The organism is Exiguobacterium sp. EA-TM-5, from assembly GCF_053878415.1.
In genome coordinates this window covers 3033815-3059664 of the sequence record NZ_CM132670.1, presented here as the reverse complement: position 1 = coordinate 3059664, position 25850 = coordinate 3033815, and the positions used below count along the sequence as shown (strand labels likewise).

The 25850-nt window shown below is 43.5% G+C and carries 23 protein-coding genes and 2 tRNA genes; 13 read left to right on the top strand and 12 right to left on the bottom strand.

Annotated features, from left to right (window positions below):
• Nucleotides 1-238 precede the first annotated feature (238 nt).
• Nucleotides 239-496: a hypothetical protein gene (locus ACV3PA_RS16055; RefSeq protein WP_053452309.1), complete on the top strand. Its 258-nt coding sequence runs from the start codon at nt 239-241 to the stop codon at nt 494-496.
• 116 nt (nt 497-612) lie between these two features.
• Here the strand turns inward: ACV3PA_RS16055 and ACV3PA_RS16050 are convergent, their stop codons facing one another.
• Entirely contained in the window at nt 613-2247 is a 1635-nt protein-coding gene (locus ACV3PA_RS16050; RefSeq protein ID WP_053452308.1) for a peptide ABC transporter substrate-binding protein, read from the bottom strand.
• A 109-nt stretch (nt 2248-2356) separates the two neighbouring features.
• Nucleotides 2357-3040 carry an MgtC/SapB family protein gene (locus ACV3PA_RS16045; RefSeq protein WP_456125216.1) on the bottom strand — a complete coding sequence of 228 codons (684 nt, stop codon included), beginning with the start codon at nt 3038-3040 and terminating at the stop codon, nt 2357-2359.
• A 111-nt stretch (nt 3041-3151) separates the two neighbouring features.
• Between ACV3PA_RS16045 and ACV3PA_RS16040 the strand changes: the two genes are divergently transcribed.
• Nucleotides 3152-4549, top strand: coding sequence for a basic amino acid/polyamine antiporter (locus ACV3PA_RS16040; RefSeq protein ID WP_456125985.1), 1398 nt, complete (start codon nt 3152-3154; stop codon nt 4547-4549).
• A 60-nt stretch (nt 4550-4609) separates the two neighbouring features.
• Here the strand turns inward: ACV3PA_RS16040 and ACV3PA_RS16035 are convergent, their stop codons facing one another.
• Nucleotides 4610-6637 (bottom strand): sensor domain-containing protein, encoded by a 2028-nt coding sequence (locus tag ACV3PA_RS16035; RefSeq protein ID WP_456125215.1) that lies wholly within the window; start codon nt 6635-6637, stop codon nt 4610-4612.
• 186 nt (nt 6638-6823) lie between these two features.
• Between ACV3PA_RS16035 and ACV3PA_RS16030 the strand changes: the two genes are divergently transcribed.
• The 3 genes from ACV3PA_RS16030 to nagE all read left to right on the top strand — a co-directional run bounded on the left by ACV3PA_RS16030 (nt 6824) and on the right by nagE (nt 10094).
• Entirely contained in the window at nt 6824-8026 is a 1203-nt protein-coding gene (locus tag ACV3PA_RS16030) for an ornithine--oxo-acid transaminase (RefSeq protein WP_053452304.1), read from the top strand.
• 154 nt (nt 8027-8180) lie between these two features.
• Entirely contained in the window at nt 8181-8378 is a 198-nt protein-coding gene (locus tag ACV3PA_RS16025) for a CsbD family protein (protein ID WP_053452303.1), read from the top strand.
• A 207-nt stretch (nt 8379-8585) separates the two neighbouring features.
• A complete protein-coding gene (nagE, locus tag ACV3PA_RS16020) occupies nt 8586-10094 on the top strand; it encodes an N-acetylglucosamine-specific PTS transporter subunit IIBC (RefSeq protein WP_053452302.1) in 1509 nt (502 codons plus the stop codon).
• A gap of 23 nt (nt 10095-10117) precedes the next feature.
• Here nagE and ACV3PA_RS16015 read toward each other — a convergent pair whose 3' ends face one another.
• The 4 genes from ACV3PA_RS16015 to yhfH form a co-directional block, all read right to left on the bottom strand.
• Nucleotides 10118-11020 (bottom strand): EamA family transporter, encoded by a 903-nt coding sequence (locus ACV3PA_RS16015; protein ID WP_456125214.1) that lies wholly within the window; start codon nt 11018-11020, stop codon nt 10118-10120.
• A 100-nt stretch (nt 11021-11120) separates the two neighbouring features.
• Nucleotides 11121-11762, bottom strand: a complete 642-nt coding sequence (locus ACV3PA_RS16010; RefSeq protein ID WP_456125213.1) for a YkyA family protein — start codon at nt 11760-11762, stop codon at nt 11121-11123.
• 15 nt (nt 11763-11777) lie between these two features.
• Entirely contained in the window at nt 11778-12623 is an 846-nt protein-coding gene (locus ACV3PA_RS16005) for a polysaccharide deacetylase family protein (protein WP_456125212.1), read from the bottom strand.
• Between the two features lie 192 nt (nt 12624-12815).
• On the bottom strand, nt 12816-12962 hold the full coding sequence (gene yhfH, locus ACV3PA_RS16000) for a protein YhfH (RefSeq protein WP_082318487.1): 147 nt from the start codon (nt 12960-12962) through the stop codon (nt 12816-12818).
• Nucleotides 12963-13147: 185 nt separating this feature from the next.
• On the opposite strand from yhfH, the gene ACV3PA_RS15995 reads away from it, so the two are divergent.
• Together ACV3PA_RS15995 and ACV3PA_RS15990 are read left to right on the top strand one after the other, a co-directional pair.
• Nucleotides 13148-13774, top strand: coding sequence for a nitroreductase family protein (locus ACV3PA_RS15995; protein ID WP_053452298.1), 627 nt, complete (start codon nt 13148-13150; stop codon nt 13772-13774).
• A 139-nt stretch (nt 13775-13913) separates the two neighbouring features.
• Nucleotides 13914-13986: transfer RNA gene (locus ACV3PA_RS15990), tRNA-Val, on the top strand.
• A 46-nt stretch (nt 13987-14032) separates the two neighbouring features.
• On the opposite strand, the gene ACV3PA_RS15985 is transcribed toward ACV3PA_RS15990, so the two are convergent.
• A complete protein-coding gene (locus ACV3PA_RS15985) occupies nt 14033-14587 on the bottom strand; it encodes a YdhK family protein (protein ID WP_456125211.1) in 555 nt (184 codons plus the stop codon).
• Nucleotides 14588-14734: 147 nt separating this feature from the next.
• Between ACV3PA_RS15985 and ACV3PA_RS15980 the strand changes: the two genes are divergently transcribed.
• Genes ACV3PA_RS15980 through ACV3PA_RS15970 form a run of 3 tightly spaced genes read left to right on the top strand, consistent with a single transcriptional unit; the run spans nt 14735 to nt 17318 of the window.
• A complete protein-coding gene (locus ACV3PA_RS15980) occupies nt 14735-16084 on the top strand; it encodes a sensor histidine kinase (RefSeq protein WP_456125210.1) in 1350 nt (449 codons plus the stop codon).
• 1 nt (nt 16085) lies between these two features.
• Nucleotides 16086-16733, top strand: coding sequence for a response regulator transcription factor (locus tag ACV3PA_RS15975; protein ID WP_456125209.1), 648 nt, complete (start codon nt 16086-16088; stop codon nt 16731-16733).
• A gap of 18 nt (nt 16734-16751) precedes the next feature.
• A complete protein-coding gene (locus tag ACV3PA_RS15970) occupies nt 16752-17318 on the top strand; it encodes a histidine phosphatase family protein (RefSeq protein ID WP_456125208.1) in 567 nt (188 codons plus the stop codon).
• A gap of 57 nt (nt 17319-17375) precedes the next feature.
• On the opposite strand, the gene ACV3PA_RS15965 is transcribed toward ACV3PA_RS15970, so the two are convergent.
• A complete protein-coding gene (locus ACV3PA_RS15965; RefSeq protein WP_053452293.1) occupies nt 17376-18863 on the bottom strand; it encodes a phytoene desaturase family protein in 1488 nt (495 codons plus the stop codon).
• Between the two features lie 16 nt (nt 18864-18879).
• Nucleotides 18880-19425 carry a methyltransferase family protein gene (locus ACV3PA_RS15960; RefSeq protein WP_053452292.1) on the bottom strand — a complete coding sequence of 182 codons (546 nt, stop codon included), beginning with the start codon at nt 19423-19425 and terminating at the stop codon, nt 18880-18882.
• A gap of 239 nt (nt 19426-19664) precedes the next feature.
• Between ACV3PA_RS15960 and ACV3PA_RS15955 the strand changes: the two genes are divergently transcribed.
• Nucleotides 19665-20468 carry a M15 family metallopeptidase gene (locus tag ACV3PA_RS15955; RefSeq protein ID WP_152910949.1) on the top strand — a complete coding sequence of 268 codons (804 nt, stop codon included), beginning with the start codon at nt 19665-19667 and terminating at the stop codon, nt 20466-20468.
• Between the two features lie 65 nt (nt 20469-20533).
• Entirely contained in the window at nt 20534-21010 is a 477-nt protein-coding gene (locus ACV3PA_RS15950) for a hypothetical protein (protein ID WP_053452290.1), read from the top strand.
• Between the two features lie 60 nt (nt 21011-21070).
• On the opposite strand, the gene ACV3PA_RS15945 is transcribed toward ACV3PA_RS15950, so the two are convergent.
• Nucleotides 21071-24211 (bottom strand): efflux RND transporter permease subunit, encoded by a 3141-nt coding sequence (locus tag ACV3PA_RS15945; RefSeq protein ID WP_053452289.1) that lies wholly within the window; start codon nt 24209-24211, stop codon nt 21071-21073.
• Nucleotides 24212-24396: 185 nt separating this feature from the next.
• Here ACV3PA_RS15945 and ACV3PA_RS15940 point away from each other — a divergent pair.
• Nucleotides 24397-24469, top strand: a tRNA-Val gene (locus ACV3PA_RS15940).
• A gap of 96 nt (nt 24470-24565) precedes the next feature.
• Here ACV3PA_RS15940 and ACV3PA_RS15935 read toward each other — a convergent pair.
• On the bottom strand, nt 24566-25588 hold the full coding sequence (locus tag ACV3PA_RS15935) for a PTS sugar transporter subunit IIC (RefSeq protein ID WP_053452288.1): 1023 nt from the start codon (nt 25586-25588) through the stop codon (nt 24566-24568).
• Nucleotides 25589-25850 lie beyond the last annotated feature (262 nt).

Below are 25850 nucleotides of genomic sequence, written 5' to 3'. Positions count from 1 at the left end.
TCCGGGACTCAGACCGTTTTTATATCGATTGTAGTGCGTTAGAATCAATATAAGATACTTTACAAAAGAGCTGGAAATCCTTAATGAAACTTAATAGTTTGGATGTTGAATCATTTTAGAAAGCTTGTTATAGTAAGTTCTATATCATTTGTGAGAAATCTCACTTAAGATGAAACTTTTATCTCGGAATGCCGTAGAAGATAGTAGGACAACAACATGAGAAAGGAGATCATGATTAATGGATAAATCCTATTTTGAAGGACATGAAGCTTTGATTGCAGATGTTTATCGTTCATTCACTCGTCAGTTCCATGCACTACCGACACATCGACGGACGAAGCGTCAGTTACGAAATCTTGCATTTTCCGTCATTCGTCAAGCTAGACCGACGTATGAAGAACGTACCGTACTCTATGCATACTTCGCGGAATTCTTTCGAGCCGTGGAAGAAGGACAAGATGAAGAGATTGCTTTTTACAAACAAATCGCACAGTAAAGACCCCCGATGGCTCCGTCAGAAGGGGTCTTTGTTGTTTTTAGAAATGAACGTCTGTAAACAAAAAACAAGTAGCGGACAAGGTCCACCACTTGTTCATGATTGATTTAAAGGTTTTACTTTACTTCCATCCATTTAAAGCTCATATCGGCACCGAATGGGTGACGGTATAATTTATCGATGTTCGTCCGTTGCAAGTAAGCTTCACCTTTTTGGTAGATTGGTGCAATCGCATAGTCTTCTGTCAACAGCATTTTTTCAGCTTCTTGCATGTCAGACCAACGTTTTGCTTCATCTGCTTCTTGTTTTGCTCCCTTGATGAGATCATCGAATTTTTTGTTCGAATATTCCATCCGGTTGAAGCTTCCACCTGTCAACCACATATCGAGGAACGTCATTGGATCCTGGTAGTCAGGTCCCCATCCGGCAGTAGAAATATCATAGTCGCCCTTCGATTCAAGGTCAAGGAAGTTCTTGAATGGTTGTTGTTTAATATTAATCGTCAAACCAGGAAGATGTTTCTCGAGGTCTCCTTTTAAGTACTCAGAAACTTTTTTGAACGCATCTTCATCTCGTGAGAGCATACTGAATTCTACTGTTTTAACCCCGAGTTCCTTCAAGCCAGCATCCCAAGCTTTTTTCGCTTCATCCGCATCATAGCTTTGAAGATCAGGGTACTTCGCACGGAAGTCTTCCCCGTCCGGTGTGAACGTGAAATCTTTCGCAACGATGAAGTTCGCTGGTTTTGATCCATCATTTAGGATGACATCTGCAATCCCTTGTTTCTCAAATCCAAGTGCAAGTGCTTTTCGAATGTTTTTGTTTTTTAATGCTTTATTCTTCTGGTTAAAGCGGAGGAAGTTAATTCGAGCATCTGGACGTGTTTTGTAATCATCTGATTTTTCATATTGCGAGACAAACTCAGATGTAATCGGTGCAAAATCGACTTCTTTTGATTCGAAGAGGTTGACACCTGTTGAGATTTCTTTAACGACTTTAACGTTAATTTGATCCATCTTGACACTTGCTTTATCCCAGTAATCTGGATTTTTCTTGTACGTCCAACCCGAGTTCGCTTGCCACTTGTCGAGAACGAAAGGTCCATTGAAGACCATTGTATCAACGCTCGTTGCAAACTTATCGCCTTTATCTTCAACAAATGATTGTTTTAATGGCAAATAGGTTGGGAAGCTTGTCAAACCAAGGAAGTAAGGGGCTGGAGCTTCGAGTTGTACTTCGAGTGTCTGATCGTCGACTTTCTTTACACCAAGTTCATCGAGTTCAGCATCTCCCGCCATGATTTTGTTGGCATTTTTTAAATCTTGTAAAATGTACGCGTATTCTGCTGCTGTCTTTGGATCAAGTGCACGTTTCCAAGCATAGATGAAATCATCTGCTGTGACGGCTGATCCATCTGACCACTTCGCATCTTTACGCAGTTTGAACGTATATGTTTTTTTATCATCGGATACTTCAACGCTTTCTGCAATACCAGGTGTCGGTTTGTTGTCGCCATCTAGACGATACAGCCCTTCAAAGACGTTGTTCGTGACGATGATGGAAGTCGAGTCCGTCGTTTTCGTCGGATCTAACTGAGGTACATCCGTCGTTGAAACGAGCGTGACTTCCTTTTTCTTGTTTTTTGAATCCGATCCGCTTGTGTTTTCGTCATTTCCTTGCCCGCATGCAGCGACGGCAAGTAGCGCGATGCTAGAAAGTCCAGCAAAAGCGATTTTCGATGGTTTATTCATGGAACGATGACCCCCCGAGAGTTAGTGTTAAATATTTCAGAAAAATTTGAACATATTGTTAATTTAAGTGAAAGTGATTAAAAATGCAACATAAATTTTCAGATAATTCTTACTGATCAAGGTCTATATCCTCAATTCCGAGTGATTTTAAATAGTCATAAAGTAGGAATAAGGTCAGTGCATGCGGGGAATACATTCGTAAAGTCAATCGAACCGGATCTCCACGTAAACGCATATTCGTGATACGTACACCTTTTCTCTCCAAGGCAAGAACGATATCTTTTGGATCAAGTCCGGAGGGGAGTAACAGGTGTGCAACGAGAACGTTCGCCTCAAAGCGACTATTATTAATGCGACGCATCATCCACGTTAAGCCTTCCAATAGGAAAAAGAGGAAGAGAACGAGAAAAATTGACTCCCAGATGAAGCCGGCACCGACTGCGATTCCAATTCCGCTTGCACTCCAAATAATGGCGGCTGTTGTTAGTCCGCTGACGATATCATGAGGTCGACGCAAAATGACACCGGCGCCGATGAAGCCGATTCCAGTAATGATTTGAGCAACAAGACGCATGGGGTCCATCTGAACATGAGTCGCCATATCATGATAGAGCAAGACAGATTTAATGGAGACGATGGTTAAAAGACAACTGATGAGGGTAATTACGAGGCTAGTGCGTATACCGACCGGTTTATTTTTGATTTCACGCTCGAATCCGATGAAAATTCCAAGTGTAGCGGCTAATAGGAGTTTTAAGAAGTCCTCGAGCTGAAATACATGAATCCAGTTCATTCGTCTCAAATCCTTTCTTTACTTTAGAAGGTGGTTTGTTATAATGACTTTTGTGTCTTTCGAATGAATATACGTAAGATGTAATAGATATACGAAAAAAGGAAGTGTCTCATCATGAATCAGCAAAAAATCGGTTTCTTTGCGCTTGCTGCGATGGTCATCGGTTCAATGGTCGGTGGAGGTGCCTTTAACCTTCCTGGTGCAATGGCCCAAAGTGCAAGTGCAGGACCTATCCTCATCGGTTGGAGTATTACAGGAATAGGAATGATCATGCTTGCATTGGTCTTCCAGCACCTTGCAAACAGTAAACCAGAGCTTGAAGGCGGGATTTACGCTTACGCACGTGAAGGATTCGGACGTTTTGTCGGCTTCAACAGTGCATGGGGATACTGGGTATCAGCCTGGATCGGAACGGTTGCGAATATCACGCTCGTTTTCAATGCGATTAGTTATTTCTTCCCGATTTTCGCAGCAGAAAATCGGATATTCCTGCTCCTCATGAGTATGGTCGTCATTTGGGGATTATTCTGGCTTGTCTCGAGTGGGATTAAGGAAGCGACACTCGTCAATCTGATTACGACGATTGCGAAGCTCGTTCCAATCTTGATTTTCATTCTTCTCGTTGGCATCGCCTTTAATGTAAAGACGTTCAATTTGGATATTTGGGGAGATGGAACAGAGCTCGGTTCGATTTTCGATCAAGTAAAAGGAACGATGCTTGTCACACTTTGGGCTTTCGTCGGCATCGAAGGGGCGGTCGTTTTATCGAGCCGTGCTAAAAATCGGAGTGATGTCGGTAAGGCGACGGTAACAGGACTCGTTGGCGTTTTAGTCATCTACATCCTCATTTCGGTCTTGTCACTTGGAGTCCTCAGCCAAGAAAAACTAGCTGGATTGAAGGAACCAACGATGGCGTATGTACTAGAGGCAGCAATTGGACCAGTGGGCGCGACAATCATCATGATTGGTTTGATCATCTCACTATCGGGGGCACTTCTTGGATGGACGATTTTAGCATCTGAGATTTCATATCTTGTTGCAAAAGATGGCGCATTTCCAAAAGTATTCGCTAAGACGAACCGTAAAGGAGCACCAGTCGGCGCATTACTCATTACACAAATTGCAACACAAGTTGTTGCCGGTATCGCACTTTTCTCGGCTCAAACGTATCTTGTATTATCGAGTATCGCCGGGATTTGTGCATTGTTACCGTATTTGTTATCAGCGTTGTACAGCATTCGGACATCGCGAGAAGAACACAATCGAAAAATGTTGCTCTTCTCTGTTATCGCATCAGCGTATTCCATCTGGCTCGTTTATGCGTCGGGAATTTGGTATATCGTCATTGCGGCATTGGTCTATGCGCCAGGCATTCTCGCTTATGCGTTAGCAGAACGAGAACAGCAACGGACAGGCATGTCACGTTACGAGTGGATTGCGAGCATGATCCTTGTCGTATTAGCAGGAGTAGCTGTTTACGGAATGGTCGTAGGAGAAATCCAGTTGTAAGAAATGCTACGATACGAAAAGAAGTCACGGTGGTTTTTTTCCACCGTGACTTCTTTTTGATTAAGGATTTAAAAATCGCGTTTCTACATCTTGTACAGAGAGTGGCTCAGAGAAAATGAATCCTTGCATATGCTGACAAGATGTTGTTTTTAAATAAGCTAGCGCGTGTTCAGTCTCGACACCTTCAGCAACGAGATTCAACTCAAGATTGTGACCAAGCTGAATAATAGAATCCAGCAAGGCATGGTCGTTTGTCGCCAGTCCATCAATAAAGACTTTATCAATTTTTAGTTCATCGATTGGAAAAGCACTGAGATACTGCAAAGAAGAATAACCGGTCCCGAAATCGTCGATCGATAAGCGAAAACCGAGCGATTTAATGAGGTGCATGCGTTCGACCGTTCGTTGTGTTTGAAGAATCGCGATATTTTCTGTCATCTCCAACGTAATCGAAGATGGCGAAGCAAGTCGTTCTGTTACGATGTGCTGTAATGTCCGAATGAAGGAGTCACTTTGGAACTGATGCGGTGATATATTGATGGCCATCGTCAGTTCAGGATTCATCGTCTGTTGCCATTTTGCAAGCTGTTCACATGCTTCAATGATGACCCAGTTGTTAATTGGTGTAATCAACGAAGCCTCTTCAGCGAGGGGAATAAACTCATCTGGCGGAATACTTCCAAGCGCCGTGTGATTCCAGCGTAATAAGGCTTCGAAGCCTTTAACGACTTGTGTTTGAAGTTCAATGATTGGTTGATAAGCAAGGTAAAGAGATTGATCTTCGAGTGCGGTGAAGAGGGAACGCTCGAGTTGGATTTTTCGTGTAAATTGTGCATCCATCTCATGCGTTAAATACTGAATCGTTCCAGTACCAATTGATTTCCCTGCATACAGAGCCATTTCCGAACGGCGATATAAGTCCTCAAGCGTTTTCGCTTCGGATGGATAGACGGTAATGCCGAATGTACAAGAAACGATGAGCGAGTGACCATTGATGTAGTAAGGGCGTTGCAATGCTTGTTGTAATTTTCGAGCATACTGGAAAAGTAGGTTGCTCGATGGTGCAGGTAATAAGACACCGAAAAGATCACTCGTCGGGTGAAAAGCAAGTACATCTGTCGTATGTTGTAAAAGACGAGTTGCCATTGCTTGAAGAAGTTGATCACCGACGTGTGTGCCAAACGAGTCGTTGATGACTTTAAAGCGATCGATATCGAACAAAATGAGTGCAATCGGATCATGCGAAGCAGCAGATTGGAATAATGCTTCACCTTCACGCAAAAATCCTCGTTTATTCAATAGATGTGTCATCTCGTGATGATGCACTAAAAAATCAAGTTCTTCTTCAAGGGCAGTTGTTTCCGTAATGTCATTCCCAATGAACAGATGTTGGAAGCGAATCCCGTTTGCATCGTAGATTGGAATCAAAGTCGCTTGTAGATGTTTTCGTTCGCCTGTTTGTGAAGTGAGACTAAGGCGCCCAGACCAAGCTTTGCGTTCGCGCAGTTGTGTCCGAATCTCTGTAACAACAGGACTAGATGAATCTAAAATAAGAGACCAAGGTTGATCAAGAAGCATCTCAGAGCAATAGCCCGTCACATCGATGAGCTGATCATTGACGTACGTGATCGTCCCTCGTGCGTCGAAGACAGCGACAGAAGCGATCTGATCGAATGCATGACGCAAATCCATCAATCCTTGAAAAAGTGGTTTCATGTTTGTTTGCTGCTCAGCCGAAGGGATACAGCAGGCGAAAGCAGCGATAACGGTTCCTGTATCATCAAGCAAAGGGGATAAAAGAAGTGTTGACGTTACAGAAGTACCAGTTTTATGCAATAAGGAGGCATTCGGTAATTGGACGGATTGACGGCGTTCCAAGAAGGCATGCCAAATCTGTTGGCTAAATGCCATGTCTTCCCGTTCCAGAAGTGGAACAGTCTGACCAACGACTTCTTGTTGTGTCCAGCCCCAATGATTTTCGGCAAGCTCATTCCAAGAGCGGATGGTCAAATCAGTATTGAGTATGAAAGCGGGTAAAGGAAATTCTTGAATGACGACTTCGTAGGAATCAATGGTCGAACGGTCCATTACGTGCGCACGCTCCTTTATGATGAAAAGAGATGACGGTTCACTTGTCTTGTCTTTTCCCAATATATTCAATTCTTACGCACTAGAATCCTTTCGATAAGACATTTTTTAGATGAAGATTCTGTGAAAGAATCTGCTATAATAATATTGAAAGCGTTTTCTAAAGAGTTATGAGGGGGAATCTCGATGAATCAAACAGAGAAAATCATTCAACAGACAGAACAGTTCGGAGCACATAACTACCATCCACTCCCGATCGTCATCTCAGAAGCAGAAGGTGTCTTTGTCACGGATCCTGAAGGACGCCGTTATATGGATATGCTGAGTGCCTATTCAGCGGTTAACCAAGGGCATCGTCATCCGAAGATTATCGAGGCACTAAAACGTCAGGCAGATAAGATTACATTGACGTCACGTGCCTTCCACAATGATCAACTGGGCTTTTTCTATGAAAAAGTAGCGCAATTGACTGGAAAAGATATGGTACTACCGATGAACACGGGTGCAGAAGCAGTCGAGACAGCAGTTAAAGCAGCGCGTCGTTGGGCATATGAAGTGAAACAAATTCCGGGGGATGCTGAAATCATCGTTTGTGAAGGAAACTTCCATGGTCGGACGATGACAGCCGTCTCGATGTCGACAGAAGCAGAATATCAACGGGGATTTGGTCCGCTCCTTCCTGGAATCAAGACGATTCCGTACGGAGATCTCGATGCGTTAAAACAAGCGATCACTGAAAATACAGCAGCCTTTATCCTTGAACCGATTCAAGGAGAAGCGGGGATTTTAATTCCTTACGATGGTTTCTTAAAAGACGCGCAAGAAGTGTGTCGTACGCAAAACGTACTTCTTGTATCTGATGAGATCCAGTCTGGACTTGGTCGTTCTGGTAAATGGTTTGCATCTGACTGGGATGAAGTAACACCAGATATGTATATTCTCGGTAAAGCACTCGGTGGTGGCGTATTCCCGATTTCATGTGTTGCTGCAAATAAAGATGTCCTTTCTGTCTTTAATCCAGGATCACACGGGTCGACGTTTGGCGGTAATCCACTCGCATGTGCCGTCTCGATTGCTTCACTTGAAGTGTTAGAAGAGGAAAAGCTACCGGAACGTTCACTCGAACTCGGTACGTACTTCATGGACAAATTGAAACAAATCAACAACCCGATGATTAAAGAAGTACGTGGTCGCGGATTATTCATTGGTGTTGAATTGACAGAAGCAGCGCGACCATATTGTGAAGCGTTGAAAGAAAAAGGATTGCTTTGTAAAGAGACGCACGAGACAGTCATTCGTTTTGCACCACCTCTCGTCATCACAAAAGAAGAGTTGGATTGGGCATTCGAACGGATTGAACAAGTATTAGGTGTATCCGTCGCTCAGTAATTAGGATAGATTTCGATTGAACAACAGTGGACAGTCCGTTCACTGTTGTTTTTGTTTGGAGAAGTGTCGATTTTAATTGAAGAAACGTTTGAAAATCAGTAACAAGGGAACATACAACTATCGCAAAAAAAACTTTTAAATGGGGGTAATGAGTATGTCAAACAACAGTGGTCTCAATAAAAAAGTGGATGGTATCGTCGATAAAGTAGCCGGTAAAGCAAAAGAAGCACTCGGTAAAGCGACAGGTGATAAATCGACAGAGCGCGAAGGTAAAAAAGATCAACTAAAAGGTGACGCGAAGAAAACAGTCGGAAACGTCCAACAGAATTTTGAAGATACAAACCGTCGTTAAGATTGTTCTAAATAAATAAGACCGGACTAGATAATTATTCTAGTCCGGTTTTTAGTGTCTGCTATAATGAAATTTTGTATCAACTAAAAAGATAAAAATAATTTGTATAAAGGTCTAGTCATTTAGTTGTTTATGTGGAATAATAAAAAACGTAAAAGCGTTTACATTGTTCTGTCATTATCGTTTATTCAGGAAAGGGTGAAAGGTATGTTGCAGTTTCTACAACGAATTGGTAAAGCCTTGATGCTACCAATCGCAGTATTGCCGGCTGCGGGAATCGTGCTCCGATTAGGTTCAGCGGATATGCTGGATATTCCGTTGATGGTAGCAGCAGGAGGGGCTATTTTTGATAACCTTCCATTAATATTTGCCATCGGTGTCGCAATCGGTCTATCGATTGATGCAAGTGGGGCAGCGGGTCTTGCGGGAGCCATTGGGTATCTTGTCTTAAAGAATGGTGTCGACTCGATGAACAAGGATTATTCGAGTGCACAGATTCAGGCGAAGTATGATGCAATCGCTGCGATTGTCAATGATTCCTCGACCAAGGTCGACGGAGCGACACTTGGTTCGATTGCGAATCAGGCGACACTCGGTTCGACCGTTAATATGGCGGTATTCGGCGGAATCATTGCAGGTATCGTCGCAGGGCTTCTATATAATCGGTTCTATAACATTAAGTTACCGGATTGGTTAGCCTTCTTCGGTGGTCGTCGTTTCGTTCCGATCATTACATCAGCAGTCATGCTCGTGCTTGCTTTCATCTTTGGTTATGTTTGGCCGTTCATCGAGCAAGGCATCAATGGTGCTGGTGAATGGATGGTTGGTCTTGGTGCAGGAGGCGCTGCTTTGTTTGGATTCTTTAACCGTCTCTTGATTCCTGTTGGATTACACCACGTCTTGAATAATATTTTCTGGTTTGTCTTCGGTTCATATGAAAAAGCAGATGGTACAGTTGCGAACGGAGACATTGCGCGCTTCTTCGCTGGAGATCCGACGGCAGGAATTTATCAAGCTGGTTTCTTCCCAATCATGATGTTTGCGTTACCTGCTGCAGCCTTCGCGATCGTCATGGCTGCGCGTAAAGAAAATCGAAAAGCGGTTGCCGGAGCGATGATTGGTCTTGGACTCACGTCCTTCCTGACAGGAATCACGGAACCAATCGAGTTCTCGTTCATGTTCTTGTCACCTGTTTTATATGTCATCCATGCTGTATTGACAGGTCTATCGATGGCAATCGTTAACTTGCTCGGTATTTTACACGGCTTCTCCTTCTCAGCTGGTTTTATCGATTATGCCTTGAATTTCGGTATTGCAAAAAAACCATTGCTTATCATTCCGGTTGGTCTCGCGTTCGCGGTCGTCTATTACTTCCTGTTCTACTTCATGATCACGAAATTCGATTTGAAGACACCAGGTCGTGAAGATGAATCGCTCGTCACAGACACGGGAGTCGTTCTGACGGATTCAGACGATAAATATGAGCAACAAGCTGCTCAGATTTTTGCTGGATTACAAGGAACAGAAAATGTCACATCGATTGACAATTGTGCGACACGCTTACGTTTACAAGTCAAAGATCCAAGCATCATTGACGAAGCAGCGATTAAAGCGGCTGGAGCGAAAGGTGTCATGAAGATGGGGGCAACAAGTGTTCAAATCATTATTGGTACGGATGTCGAATTCGTTGCGGATGCGATGAAACGACAGAAGTAAAGAAAAAACGACCTCTCCTGAGCTCAGGAAAGGTCGTTTTGCTGTACGTTCACAACAGATGCTGTTTTGCTCGAGCGATAGATCGGATAAAAGATTCCAATCAAGATGATGACGATCCCAATCCATTGAGAGCTCATCAGATGTTCACCTAAAATTAACACGGAACAGATGACAGCTGTTGGCAATTCTGCTGCTCCGAGCAAAGAGACGCTTGCTGGAGACAGATGAGGCGCACCAGCGGCAAATAAGAGTGGTGGCAAAATCAAGGCGAATAGACCGAGCGGGATCGCATATAGAAGAAGACCGTTTTCGAAATTCGTAGAAGATAAGAACGTCGTCGGTGGGTACATGATCATGACGAAAGCAAGACCACCTGTCATCATATAAAAACTCTTCTTTATGACGGGGAGATGGTTGGCAATGCGTCCACTAGCGAGTAGGAAAATCGAGAAACTAACAGCCGCTCCAAGACCAAACAACGTTCCGCGTAGGTCGAGGGGGCTCGAGTAAGCAGCACTCGCAAGAATTGCTCCGCCAATCAGTAGAATCGCGGACAGGAAGTGTGCGCGAGATGGTAAACGTTTGAATGCGAGAGCGTCGATGATGACACCAATCCAAGTGAATTGGAATAAGAGAATGATCGCAACGGATGCGGATACGGTCTGAAGACTATGATAGTACAGATAACCGGTTGTACCACTTGAGATACCGATTAGCATGAGCAGACCAGCTGTCTTGATATCAAGACGAAGGTTTTTCGTGAATAAGGCAAGTCCGAAAATCATGAGCCAGCCGAAGAAAAATTGACTACCTGAAACGGCTGCTGAGTTAAATCCAGCGGCATAAGCGAGTTTGACGATCGTTGAGAGGACACCATAACTGATAGCGCCAATCAGAACGAATAAGGTTGCTTTTGAACGATGCATGAATAAATTCCCTCCATTTTTAATAAAAACCACACAAAAAAGGTTGCAACAGGGCCTTGTCCAGGTTTTTTGGACAGGGTTTGGTTGCAACCTGTGTGATTTATTGAGTTGATGTGTCGAGCAAACGATACAGTCGGGTTTTCGTTTGGTTGTACTGAACAGTCAGCGTGTTCCACTTCTTTAAAGACGCGGTAGCTTTCCGTGTTAAACGATTTAAATCCGCCGTTGACTCATCAATCTTAACGAAATCCGGTTTTTTCGTCAAGTGTGAAAGCACTTTCTTTTCGGCGTCCATCGCTTGACGATACGTTTTCGAGAACGTTTGAAATGTCTGCTGACGCGCCTTAATGATTGCTATTAACGCAGTTCCTTCTGTTTTTGCTTTTCCATCAAGCTTACTGACAACATCCTTAAGTTCTTCAAGGTCGAGTTCGGTGTATATTTCTTTACGTATCGTTTCTTCTTGGTTCAATAAGGCAAGACGTTCATCATTTAAGGCGTCTAGTTCCTCCCGTTCATTTTGGGAGCGTTTGATTTCTTCAGCCCCTGCATCAAGAACGGCTTGGTACGTATTAACTGAAATTTCGTCCTTACGAGCACGTTGATCGGCTAGCGTAAATGCTTTTTCCTCATCTTTCACTTGTTGTTCTAGCTTTTCATGAAGAGAAGCTGGTGAATCGTTAGAGCAGGCAACAAGTCCGAAGCTTGATAGAAACAGCAACGCTAAGAGTGATTTTTTCATCTGAATAGTAACTCCTTATAAATTCGAGTATTGCGCGAAGTTGTACGGAATGTGGAAATCTTCATCATAAATTGCAAACTGATATCCTTTTTTCTGAAGTCCTGCAACGATGGCCGGAAGTGCTTTGATAGCTTGTGGTTGTTCATGCAAGAGAATGATTTCGAACGGGCGCTCTGCTCGTCGAATGACCGTATTCGCTACTTCTTTTGCACTATCTTTGTAATACCAATCCATTGAATCGATTGACCAGTCCCACACACGGAAGTCTGATGCATGAATGTCAGATGCCATCTTTTTCGTAATGCCAGGTGTTGAACCGTAGGGTGGTCGTGTCAAATGAGGTGTTAATTGTGTCAATGCATGAATCTTGTTCTGAACACTTTGCATCTCTGAGACATACTTACCTTTTTCGTACAATGTATCGTAATCATGTGTTTCACCATGTAATCCGATGTAGTGACCAGCTTTAGCAGCAGCTTTGACTTCTTTCGGGAAAGCATCTACCTGTGTTCCGAGATAAAAGAAAGTGGCGCGGGTATGAAGTTGATCTAATGTTCGAAGTAAATCCGGCGTTAAAGCAGATGGACCATCCTCAAACGTCAAATAGGCGACTTTTTTCGTCACACCATTCCATTTTTCCACACGTGCTTTTTCCATACTGACGACAGGAACTTCGGTGATGGATTGACCCGCAGTGGTCGATTTTTGATCAAGTGCAAAAACGTATCGGTACGCAACATATCCTCCAACTCCAAGAAAGATGAGTGTGAGAAGTAAGAAAAACCGTGGAAGAAACTTTCTTTTTTTTGTACGCGGTCGTGGACCGAGTTCGCTAGCGTGGCTTGAGGTAAATGGATCCATCGTTGTCTGTCGCTCCTTTTGTCAAAAAATATCATATACAGATAATGTAACATTTTGACTGTTTCGTTTGTAACAAACAGATGACAAAAAGATGACGAAAATCGATTTTTCTAAAAAATATCAATTTAATTAGAAATAGTCTGTCTAAAATAAAAAAACAACCACTTTGATAAGTGATTGTCTCGAGTATTTTTAGTGTTCTGTTACAGCGCATTCACTGCATTCCGTTTGATAGGATTCACATTGCTCATCCATTTCTTTTCCGCAATGGGCACACGTCTTTACGGGAAGTTCACGATAAAACTCAGCAGATGCTTCTTGATAAAGGGGCTGTTCCATGTGTTTTTCCTCCTTCAAAATAAAACGCAATGACAATTTTCTTATTTTTATTGTATTAGTACAGTTTGTTAATGTTAATCATTGTTTTATAACAGTTTATAAATGTCGAGTATTGATACAGGACAATAAAAAAGAGACATGCTACGATACCTAAGTAATCTGATAATGATAAGGGGGATTCATACATGACACAAGCAACACTTGATACAATGCGTGTCTTAACTGAACGACGTTCTGTTCGTCATTACGACGAAACGTTCAAACTTTCAAAACAGGAAGTAGAAGAACTATTAGAATGGACGACAGCAGCGCCGAGTGCTTGGAATCTACAACACTGGCACTTTACCGTTTTCCATTCAGAAGAAGCAAAACAACAACTTGCGCCGATTGCTTATAATCAGCCAGCTATTACTTCAGCTTCAGTAGTCATCGCGATTTTGGGAGACGTTCAAGCGAATCGAAACTATAATCCAGTCTATGGTCCAGCAGTAGAAGCAGGCGGTATGACAGAGGATTTATTCGATTCAATCAAGGCGCAAGTAGAGGGTGCTTACCAAAGCGAAGCATACGGGCGCGATGCAGCGATGTCGAATGCGAGCCTTGCTGCGATGCAGTTGATGCTTGCTGCAGAAGCGCGTGGATTATCAACACTCGCAATGGGTGGATTCGATCATCAGCGTTTTGCGGAAACGTTTATCACAGAATCACGGTACGTACCAGTCATGTTGATTGCTGTAGGTAAAGCGGTCGAAGATGCGAAAAAACGTCCAGCGTTACGCTTACCAATCGATCAAGTCTCAACATTCCTATAAGTCATTCAAAATGGAGGAAGCGGGGTTTGATTCCTCCATTTTCTTTTTTTCTTTTTTTTTTCGAAAAACACTTGTCAGCCTTTTAGTTTCTTGATATATTAATACATGTCCTAGCAAGTACATAACGTACTGCAAACATGATTCTGTAGCTCAGCTGGGAGAGCGCTACCTTGACAGGGTAGAGGTCGCTGGTTCGAGCCCAGTCAGAATCATACCGAAAGCCCGCTTTTCCTTTAATGGAAAAGCGGGCTTTTTTTATTACTTCTTCAACTCATCTTCTGTGACCCATTTATGATTCTTGACCGGATCACCACCATCAGTCGGTGTATAGTCTACCATGTAGACTGTCGTCTCTTTTACTTCATCAATCGTTGCTTTCGCACCATCCATGCCTTTCATATGATCTGCTTTGACGGTTGTTTCGTCACCGACTTGTAAAGGCTTAGTTGGTACTGGATCAAGTTCTTCTTGAATGACCCATTTGTGATTCTTCACTGTTTTCCCACCATCGGTTGGTTTGTAACTGATTGCATACACAACAGTATCGTAAGCTCCAGCAATGGTTGCTTTTGCTCCGTTCATACCGTCCATATGATCCGTCGTCAACGTGACGTCACTTCCTTTCGGATAAGTTGGATTACTCGCTTCTTTTAAACCAGATGGGAGTTTTCCGTCACTTGAATGCATCATATCTCCGTGAGACATGTCATGTGAAGTACCCGTACTTCCATCATTACTTGAATCGGATCCACAAGCACCGAGCCAAAGCATGGAACTAAGAGCGAGAGCTGTTAACGTACATGATTTTTTCATCCTTCATTCCTCCTGAAATCTCAAGTCTTTTTTACTATACCCAGCATTTGTGCAAATCGTGTGCAGACGAGGTGACAGTTTTGCCCGCCTGCGTTCATGACGCTTTTCTTCGCTATACTAAATGAGAGAGGAAAAGGAGGAAACATCATGCGTCGTATTTCATACTCGGTCGGAGGAATCGTTCTTGCGGCATTTTTAATTTGCGGCAGTGTGCTGTTCGGAACATTGTATTATCAGTTATCTCAAACGCGGACACAAGAAGTAGTCGATGGGTTGCTGAACCGCGGAAATACACATCGTGATGTACTTGTCGATTCGTATAATCAAGCAACGATGCAACATGTCAACATGATGGAAGCAAACTCGTCGTTTACGGTAGTCATCACAGATGCGAGTGGGAAACAACTTGAAGCGTCACGTCTTTTAACGCGTGAAATGAAAAGTGTATTAGAACATACAGATTTTGATTATCGTCAACAAGGTAAAGTCGTAACGATGCGAAATTTTTTAATGACGGACAGTCCGATTACCATTGAGGGAGAACATCGTGGTCATGTGTTTATGTTCGCTTCTAAAAAAATAGTGGATCACGTTCTTGATCCTTTGAAACAGCAATTTTTCCAAGTCGGTCTACTGGCACTTTTATTAGCAGGTGCAGCAAGTATTTGGACGACCCGTCTTATTTCACGTCCGTTGATTCAGATGGAAGACGCGACGGCGCGTCTCTTGGATGGAGAAGGAGGAGAGTTGCCGATTGATCGGCAAGATGAACTGGGACAATTGGCGCGTTCCATTCAACAATTAAAACAGGATCTCGATTTTTTGAATCGGGAACGCTCCGAATTTTTAACAAGCGTATCCCACGAATTACGAACTCCTTTAACATATATTAAGGGCTACGCGGATATTCTCGAACGTCAAACGTTGACGCCGGATGAACAACAACGCTACATCACAATCATTCGAGAAGAAAGTCAGCAAATGAATGAGTGGATCGAACAATTATTTTGGCTAGTGCGGATTGATGCCAATGCTTTTACGATGGAACGAAAGCCAATCGATATCGAAGATTTGATTCATCAGGTGATCCGGTTAGTGCGTAAGGACATCGAACAAGAAAATATTTTGCTCGAGATAGAAGGTGAGCGATTACAAGTGATGGGTGATGCGCAGCAGCTACGTCAGATGATCATGAATATCATCGAAAATGCGCGTCGACATACTTCGTCTGGGAAAATCATCGTTCGTTATGGTGTCAATGAAGCAGGTGCTTTCATTCAAATCGAAGATACAGGAGAAGGGATAGCTGCAGAATCCTTGTCTCATGTAACGAAACGACTCTATCGAACGGAAGCGTCTCGTTCTCGAAAGCATGGAGGAACAGGTATTGGACTATCGATCGTTGAAGCCATTGCGCAGGCACATGGAGCAGAGTTGATCATCAAGAGTCAACTTGGACAAGGAACACAAGTTACACTGCAGTGGAAGGAGAAATAAAATGCCGCATGTATTAATCGTAGATGATGAACCGAGAATGCTTGAACTACTGAAATTATACATTCAACCGTATGGATATACGTGTCAGCTTGTGGATTCTGCGCAACAAGCGTTTGATCTCTGTCGTCAAAATATATTCGATCTGATTTTACTCGATGTCATTATGCCAGAGATGGACGGTTGGACATGTTGCCGTCTCATTCGAGAACATTCTAACGTTCCGATTTTAATGGTAACGGCACGAAATCAGCGAGAGGACATCATCCGGACGCGAGAAGTCGGGGCGAATGATTACGTATCAAAACCGATTCAAGAAGGGGAGCTGATTGGACGGATGGAAGTTTTATTGCAGCAACGATATGATGGTCTATCCTATGATCGGAAAGGATATCGTTGTAGCTACTTACAACAAACAATTTCGTTGACGAAAACAGAATTCGAGTTGTTAGGCGTTTTTCTGGATTCGCCAAGACGCATATGGACACGCGATCAATTAACGACATTGCTATGGGGAGTGGAAGCGTCTGTCGAAGAACGAACGATTGACTCGCATATTAGACATTTAAGAGAAAAATTGCGTGTTGCCGATTTTCCGATCGAACAACATCTTGAAACGGTTCGCGGCATCGGCTACCGCTGGATGCAATAATAAGGGGGAGCTTCAACCATGACGACACTCTATTTTGTAAGGCACGCCCATTCGACGTACTCACCAGAGGAACGGACACGTCCACTTTCTGACAAAGGACAAGCAGATGCAAAACGTCTACTTGAGACGTTTCAAGGGATACCGATTGACCGGTTCTACAGCAGTCCGTATCTACGCGCGATCGAGACGATTGCGCCGCTTGCTATGGATCGTCAAAGATCGATCATCGAGGAAGAAGCGTTACGAGAGCGGTTGTTAGCGCCAGGGGAACTGGATGATTTTCAAGAAGCCGTCACGTATGTATGGAAACATCCGAACGTAAATCCGTACGGTGGCGAGACGAATGAAGAAGGGGCGCTGCGAATTCGGCAATTCATCGACGAACTGGTGAAGAAGTATCCGGAAGAGACGTTGGTCTTTGGTACACATGGCAATATCATGGTGTTGCTCTTAGAGACATTTGACTCAACTTTTGATTACACGTTTTGGAAGTCTTTACCGATGCCGGCCGTGTGCCGAATGGAGGTAGAATCAGGGGGGGAAGTGAGTATTCGCGTCGTACCACTTTGGAATAATACGAAGTGAAAAAGAGATGGAACTGATGATTGTATCAGTTCCATCTCTTTTTTGATTGAAGAAATATTAAGTCGTAGGAACAGCGCCTTCATGCTTGCGAATCAAGTCCGCTGTTAATTGACCGGACAAAGTAACCATCGGGACACCGCCCCCTGGATGTGTAGAACCACCGACGAAATAAAGTCCTTCATATAAGTCACTCTTCGATGGGATTTTGAACCCACCGTTTTTCTTTCGATCAGCTGCTACTCCATAAATCGATCCACCGTTTGGACCATATAGTTCCTTCAAATCTTCCGGTGTAAAACGATATTCGAACTCGATTGATTCCCGAAGACCGTGAAGGCCCATTCGTTCCAGTTTATCCAGAACAACCTCACGATAGGCATCCCAGTCGACTTCTCCTTTTTGAAGTGTTAAAGGAGGGACGTGTGTTAAGACGAATAAATTATCTTTCCCTTCAGGAGCTTGAGAAGCGTCGGATTTCGAGGAAACACCGACATAAATCGTCGGATCTTCAGGTGGTGTTCCTTCTTTGAACATTTGAGCGAATTCACGCTCTGGATTTTCTGAGAAAAAGAAATTATGATGCGCTAGCCCGCTGTACTCACGGTTCACACCGAGTAGTAATACGAGTCCGGAGACGGATGGTGCGAACGATGCTTGTAACTTTTTAGCCTGCTTCCGGGCTTTTTTCTCGGGTACGATCCGTTCGTAAGTTGGAATGACCTCAAGGTTTGAGACGACGATGTCTGCTGCATGGAAGGTTCCGTTCGATAGGACACCAACGGCTTTTTTATTTTCAAGGACGATTTGTTCCACTGGTGAGTTGAGATGGACCGTAACACGGAGTTCATCGAGTAAACGTTTCATGGCACGTGCGATTTGATACATGCCACCTTTAACATAGTAGATACCAAGCCCCATTTGAACGTAAATCATCTGATTGAAGACTGCAGGTGCCTGATAAGGGTTGGAACCAACATACATGACCATATAGTTGAACAGTTGTTCAAGATACGGATCATTGAGATGTTTTTTCGTACCGGTTGCAACGGTATTCATCGGATCCATCTTCAACAAATCAGACATTGTATGATATTTTTTTAAGTCCTTTAAATCTTCAAGGCTGTACTTATAAAAACTGTCGAGGCACAAATCATACATTTGCTTTGAGTAGCGGAACAGTTCGACGAAATCAGCACGTGACGAGACGTGCTCGACTTCTTCAAGCATTCCAGGTAAATCACCTTTGACATCGATTTTTGTTCCATCCTCAAAAAATGTGCGCCATTGTGGCTCGATGCGTTCGATTTCTAAGTAATCATCTAAGTTCCGATGTACGCTTGAGAAGAGTTGTTCCAGTACCCAAGGCATCGTTAAGATGGAAGGACCAGTATCGAAAGTAAATCCTTTTCCACTACGTTGATTCAGTTTCCCACCAACGTTCGCATTCTTTTCAAGCATCGTGACTGCATAACCATCTCCAGCTAAACGAATGGCAGCAGACATACCGGCAAGACCGGCTCCAATGACGATTGCGCGTTTCTTCAAATGAATCACTTCTCCTTTAATAGATGAATGGAATCAATCGTTTTCGTTTTGCGGCCCATACCGTATAGGCAGGTCCAAAACCTTTCGTTAACATCGCTTCCTCGATTCGAATCCGGTAGAGCAAGAAAAAGAACATCAAAAGTCCAGAAAGAATGAATAGTCCGGACTGACCGGTGAAAAGGGGAAAGCTCATCGTAATCAACAACAATCCACTGTATAACGGGTGCCGTAAAAAGCGATAGGGACCGCTACTGACGAGCTGATCACCAGATGCCACGACGACATGTCGCGTAAACTGCTGTTTTAAGTGAAGAATTCCCCACAGCCGTAATGAAACACCACACCATAACAAAATGCATGAAGAGATGCGCATGAATGAAGAAACCGTTTCATTTGCAAAGAGGAAAGCGCAGGCGATCGTTCCGCTTAGGACAAGAAAAATCAAATAAAAACTAACCTGTTCTGCTGCGCCTGACTTAGACTCGGAGCGATTCCGAAAACGAATCATCTCACCGATCCAGCAGATGCTACCCATACTGAAAATCCATTCCCAAAGTGACACGTACGCTACTCCTTTCTACATCAGAATCATGTTTCGAAAACGCATACATCGTTATTTACCCATTGTAATTCGTCCTTAAGCTACATTTGGAAAACTTCAAAAATACTTCATTTTCATGACAAGCATTCTGAAAGAACCCTGTTTTAAAAAAACAATGGTATCATTAATCTAAAATATGGAATATAAATATCATTGGATTGGGTGGAAATTAAAAAATGGGTAAAAAACAGATATTTATAATGACCTTGGCCACAGCGGTAACTTGTACATCAACTTACATACCAGCAGTCGATGCATCGACATCTTCTTATCGACAAGCCAAGACACCCCTTCATTTACGTCAAGGCGCATCGATGGAACAACCGAGTATTGCCGTTATTTCGACGGGAATTTATGTGACGGAACTGTCGAAAGTCGGTACATGGTCAAAAGTACAATATGGTACGAAGATTGGTTATGCCAGCACGAAATATCTCCTCACGGATGAGCAAATCGGCGGAAAACGTATCGGTCAGACTCTCATCGTGAATAAGAACTTAGCGCTCCGCTCGACGTACGCTCCTGGTGAGAATCAACAAGCAAGAGCAGCGTTTGAGAAAATGCGTGTAGCCGCTAAAAAAGAGGGGATCACGCTCGTTTCATTTAGTACATATCGCTCCTATACCTATCAAAAAACGTTGTTTGATAAATATGTCGCACGTGATGGGTATGAGAAGGCGAGTACCTATAGTGCAGAACCTGGGAAAAGCGAACACCAAACAGGTCTCGCTTTTGATATCGGAGGAGCAGACTCTTCAAAATATGCAATGTTTAGTTTTGCAAAAACCAAAGAAGCCAAGTGGTTGTTTGCAAATGCTCACCGGTATGGTTTCCATCTTCGCTACCCATCGGGCAAAGAGTCTTGGACGGGTTATACGTATGAAAGCTGGCACTATCGTTATGTTGGAACAACGCTTGCTGCTCGCCTGAAAGTTAGTGGACTAACGATGGAGGAGTACTTCCACCTCGCACCTTGGAAACCAATAAAGGTTTCGACTTCTTAAAAACATGGTAAATAGAGGATGTTGACTTAGTCGGTTATTCGTCTCAGATGAAAGAGGTGGAACGAATGGCAAAAAAAGATGCAAAACATCATATCATGACGTTTACGTTCAAAGAAGAAGCGACATCCTATCAAGTATTTAGTGAGTTGAAGAAGTATCATGCTCGAGGACAAGTCGATTTTGAACAGATTGCTGTTATTAAACGGAATGAAAATGGTGCTTTTTCATTTGAAGATGCAGCAGATTTAAGCGGATCGAATCGCGCCGTCAAGGGTTCGCTGATCGGAATGGCAGTTGGTATCCTAGGAGGACCGTTTGGTATCTTGCTTGGTTCAATGACCGGTATGCTGATCGGTGGTTCGAAGGATATGAAGGAAAATCAAGAAATCCAAGAGACGTTCAAACGAACACTCGGTGTCATTCCACCTGGACAAACAGGAATCATTGCTATTGGTGAAGAGTTTGAACCATCCGTTCTCGATGGATTAGTAGCGCAACATGAAGGTACATTAGAACGAACCGATGAACAGTTAGAATCGTAAGCGTTATTGAATGAAAGGAGCCGATCGCTTTAATCGCGATCGGCTCCTTTTGATGTGCAGTTATTTAGTTGTGCGTTCTTTTTTTGCTTTTTTGAAGAAGAACAACTCATAGACGACTGGAACGATGATGAGCGTCAACAACGTAGATGTCGTTAATCCGCCGATAACCGTTAAGGCAAGACCTTTTGAGATCAACGTTCCTGAAGAAGTTGTCAATGCGAGTGGTACCAATGCCATGATTGTTGCAAATGCGGTCATCAGAATTGGGCGTAATCGTGTTTTACCCGCTTCAATCAATGATTCACGAATTGGCATACCACGTCCAACGTTTTGACCAATCCGGTCAACGAGAACGATTGCGTTCGTGGTAACAATTCCGATCAACATGAGGAAACCAATCATGACACTGACCGATAGCGGTTCTTTTGCTAAGAAGAGCGTGACAAGCGAACCGATTGGAACGAAAATTAGAGATGACAAGATGATGAAAGGAATACGAGCTTTTCCGAATGTGATCAACATTGTCAGGTATACGAGTCCGATCGCAACGACGATTGCGATTCCGAGTGATTGGAAGATTTCGATTGTATCATCGTTTCCGCCACCACTCGTCAATGAAACACCGTCTGGTAAGTCAATTTTTTCGACGTCAGCTTTCACTGCATTCGATACGTTTTGGACATCGTCTCCTTTGACTTGTCCAGATACGCGAGCATAGACTTTTCCGTCAAGCTTTTGAATCGATGTGAATGTCTCAACTTCATTGACGTTCGCCACATCTTTTAAAGCGACAGGACCGTTTGCTGAGAAGAGTTGGACGTCTTCGAGATCTTCTTTCGAGACGAGTCCTTCTTCGTAAGATAATTGTACATCTTGATCCTTATTATCGAGATTTAGCGTACCAACTGTGACCGGTTTCGTTTGATCGTTAACGGTACCGAGAATCTGGAAGCCAGATAGTCCACGATCACTTGCTTTTTCTGGATCAATTTCAACGAGGAACTGCTTTTGTTTTTCGCTGAAGTTGTTTGTGATATATTTCAAATCATTGTTTTTCGACATATTATCTTCGACGAGTTTTGCTGCTTCTTGAAGGGCTTCAAGGTCGTTTGAGAACAAGTCGACATCGACGTTGTTATTCGATGGAGGACCACCTGTCGATAGCTCAGCCACACTAATTTTAACATCAACATTTTCACCTTGAGCGATGTCTTCCATCTGTGTTTCAAGTGACTTGATTGTCTTTTCGACGTTTGCGCCGTCCTTCAAGTTCAGGAAGTAGCTTGCTTTATTGTCAAGACGTAAGCCTGTCGTAAAGTCACGGGCACCAACAGAAGTCGTCACGTCAGCAATTGCTTGTTCTTTATCGAACATCTTTTCCATCTCAAACGAAACGTCACTTGTCTTTTCAAGTGATGTGGCAGCTGGGAGTTCAAGCGATGCCGTTAACGTCTTCGACGCTTCGTTCGGAATGAACGTAAAGCCGAGACGCGGTACGATCGCAAGAGAACCACCGAGAAGAACGAACGATACAATCAAGATGATTGCCTTGTGCGAGAGTGATTTTTCAATCAGCTTACCGTACCACCGTTGAAGAGCACCTTCTTTTTCTTCAGCTGGTACCTTCTTGAAAGCAAACTTCGCGAGAATCGGTACGATCGTGATGGCAACGAGTAGTGAAGCAAGTAACGAGAAAATGATTGTCAAAGCAAACGGTAAGAAGAACTTACCAGTAATTCCACCGACAAATCCGATTGGAAGGAAGACGACGACGGTCGTCAACGTCGATGAGGTAATTGCTTTTAGAATTTCCTTCGTCGATTGTTCGATGATCTCATCCGTCATACCGGATTCGGATTTTCGAACGCGCCGGAAGATGTTTTCGATGACGACGATACTATCATCGACGACACGACCGACTGCAACAGCCATCCCACCAAGCGTCATGATATTCAATGAGATATCTTGCCAGTTCAAGAAGATCGCTGCGATGAGCAACGATAACGGAATCGATACGATAGCGATGATCGTCGCACGGATGTTCCGTAAGAATAAGAGCACAGCGAGCGATGCGAAGAGGGCACCCAGTAATCCTTCTTTGACAAGTGTCGCAACGGACTCCTCGATATCTTTCGCTGAATCGATACCAATCGTATAGTCGACTTGGTCGTCATATTTATTGAGGATCTTCGTGACTTCATCTGCGATTTCGACCGTATTGGCATCTTGTTTTTTCGTAATCGCCATCGATAAAGAGTCTTTTAAGTCGTAACGTGTTTTTTCGCTTTGTTGCGAAACCGCTTCGATTTTTGCGATATTTTCGAGGCGAATCGGTTCTGCAGGTTGAGATGCCTGATCTGCAGTCGCTCCACCTGTTGTACTTGTTGGTCCTTGCGTTGCACCTTGCGGCGGACCGCCAGCCGATGAACCACCTGTTTGACTGTTACTAGTTGAACCAGTTGCACCAGCAGCAGGTGTTAATTGAAGATTTTTTAGTTTATCTAGATTTTCTAGTTTTTCCTCGACGCGAATCGGAATCTTCGAGTCGTTTTCCGATAATTGTCCAGATGGGAACGAGACATATTTTCCATTGATTTGTTCTTTGATACTCGAAAGTGACAGTCCTGCTTTCGTCGCTTTCTCCTTATCGACGGTAATTTGAACGAGATCGTCCTTATAACCACCAACGGAGACGCTGTTGACGCCTGGAATTTTGTTTAGTTCAGGCTCAATCTCTTCCTTCAGAATTTTCTCGATATCTTTACCATCCTTACTAAAGAAGGAGATGTTATAGATCGGGAATGAGCCGAATGATAGACGATTTAATTTCGTCGTTGCTTCCTCCGGGAGGTTTGCATCTTGGATAGCGGCATCGATTTGTTGTTCGACCTTATCCATATCAGTATCGAACGGGAATTCGATATTTAAGATACCAATACTTTCATAAGAAGAGCTTGTCAGCTTGGTAGCACCTTCAATACCTTTAAGGGAAGTTTCAAGCTTTGAGACGACTTGTTTATCGACATCGTCAGGTGAGGCACCGGGATAAACCGCTTCGATTGAAATCTGAGGAAACTCGATTTCCGGGAACTGATCGACTTTTAATTGTGAGAAGGAATAGACGCCCCCTAAAATTAATAGGATTGCAATGATGAAGACAGCAACCGAGTTCTTCAAACTGAATCGGGTTAAAAAGTTCATGTGAACGCTCCTTTCATTTATATGTGCTTATTTACATAGTAGAGGACACTCATAGAACCCGCAACTTTAAAACTGTTTTTATTGAAAAAGATCTTTTTAAAAAAAGATAAAAATTTTTTGTAAAAAGGCTTTACACTTTTCGATATGTTGCTATAATAAAAATATACCCAGTAACAACACAGCATGATTCTGTAGCTCAGCTGGGAGAGCGCTACCTTGACAGGGTAGAGGTCGCTGGTTCGAGCCCAGTCAGAATCATACCGAAATCGTTCCTTTTCGAAGGAGCGATTTTTTTTGCGTTAAAAAACTATTCCCGAAATCAATCAGGAATAGTTAGAAGATAGGTAAATCCTTTTATTGGATCTCGAGATGAAGATCACCGCGCTTCGTCCACCCTGCGACAGTCGTCAATCGATAGAAAACGAACGTCAAGACACCGGGTAAGACAACACCCGTCAAGAAAAAGACAAAGAAAGCTTGTGGTCCTTGATTGACGAAGATGTTGAGTGGAGCAATCATCGAATTTAAACCAAGCCCTGCGAGTTCATACGGTACTTTCAAAGAGAGAAGAAGCGTCGCTACAGGCGCCGAGATCATCGCTGCAAGGAACGGTGCAACGACAAGACGTGGATTTTTAACGATATTCGGGAACTGTACTTTAGGAGTCACAAAGAACGAAGCAATCAAACCACCTGGATCTGTCTGACGGTATGCCATTAACGTAAAGCCGACAAATTGAGCGGAACAGCCAATGAGTGCAGCGGCACTCGCCACAGGATCAAGTTGTAAAGCGATAGCAAGTGCAGCGGACGAAGCAGGAGACATCAATAAGACACTAAAGATGAGTGCAATGACAAGAGACGTAGCAATAGGAGACGACTCGACCGACGCTGTAATCATGGCGCTGAATTTTGTAAGGAGTGGTGTCGTGACGGCAGCAGCCCCGATTCCAGTGATACCACCAGCTAAGACGGCACTCATCGGGATGACCATCATGTCAAATTTCGTTTTTCCAGTTATACGTTTTCCAACGTATACAGCCACTGCAGCAGCGAGTAATGCACTGATGGGCTGCCCGGGAACAAGAACAAGTCCGGAAGCGGTCGATTGAAGGGCGGCACCACCAATCGTGGCTGCAATCATCGCACTGAACAAAACGAGTGTGTTTCCTCCGAGCTGAAAGGCGATACCGGCACCAAGTGCTGGAGCGAGTAGTACTTTTGCAACACCGCCAATCGTCAGTAACATTTGGATATGTAGAAGATTTCCGAGCGTCTCAATCAGGAGTCCGACACCAAGTGTTACAAGAACGGCATTTGCCATTCCAGCTGATACTTTTACCATTCGATCCATCGCATATTCTTTCAACGTTGTCATCCTCTCTATCTATCTCTATTTTTGCCATGAAAAAAGCCTATCCGTTTTTGGGATAGGCGCCACTCATTCTGTGCGGGCGCCTCATTCGATGCATCGAAAGAAGGGCCCAAAAATCATTTCCGTTTCATCATCGGAAAAGTTTTCAGTCCCTCATGCATAGAATAATCAGTCGTCCAGCTTGGTTAAATGGTTGTTGTGTCGAAATCATTAAATCGTGCCCCTCTCTGTGAATTTTTCTAAGCCTAACACGCTCAAAAACAAT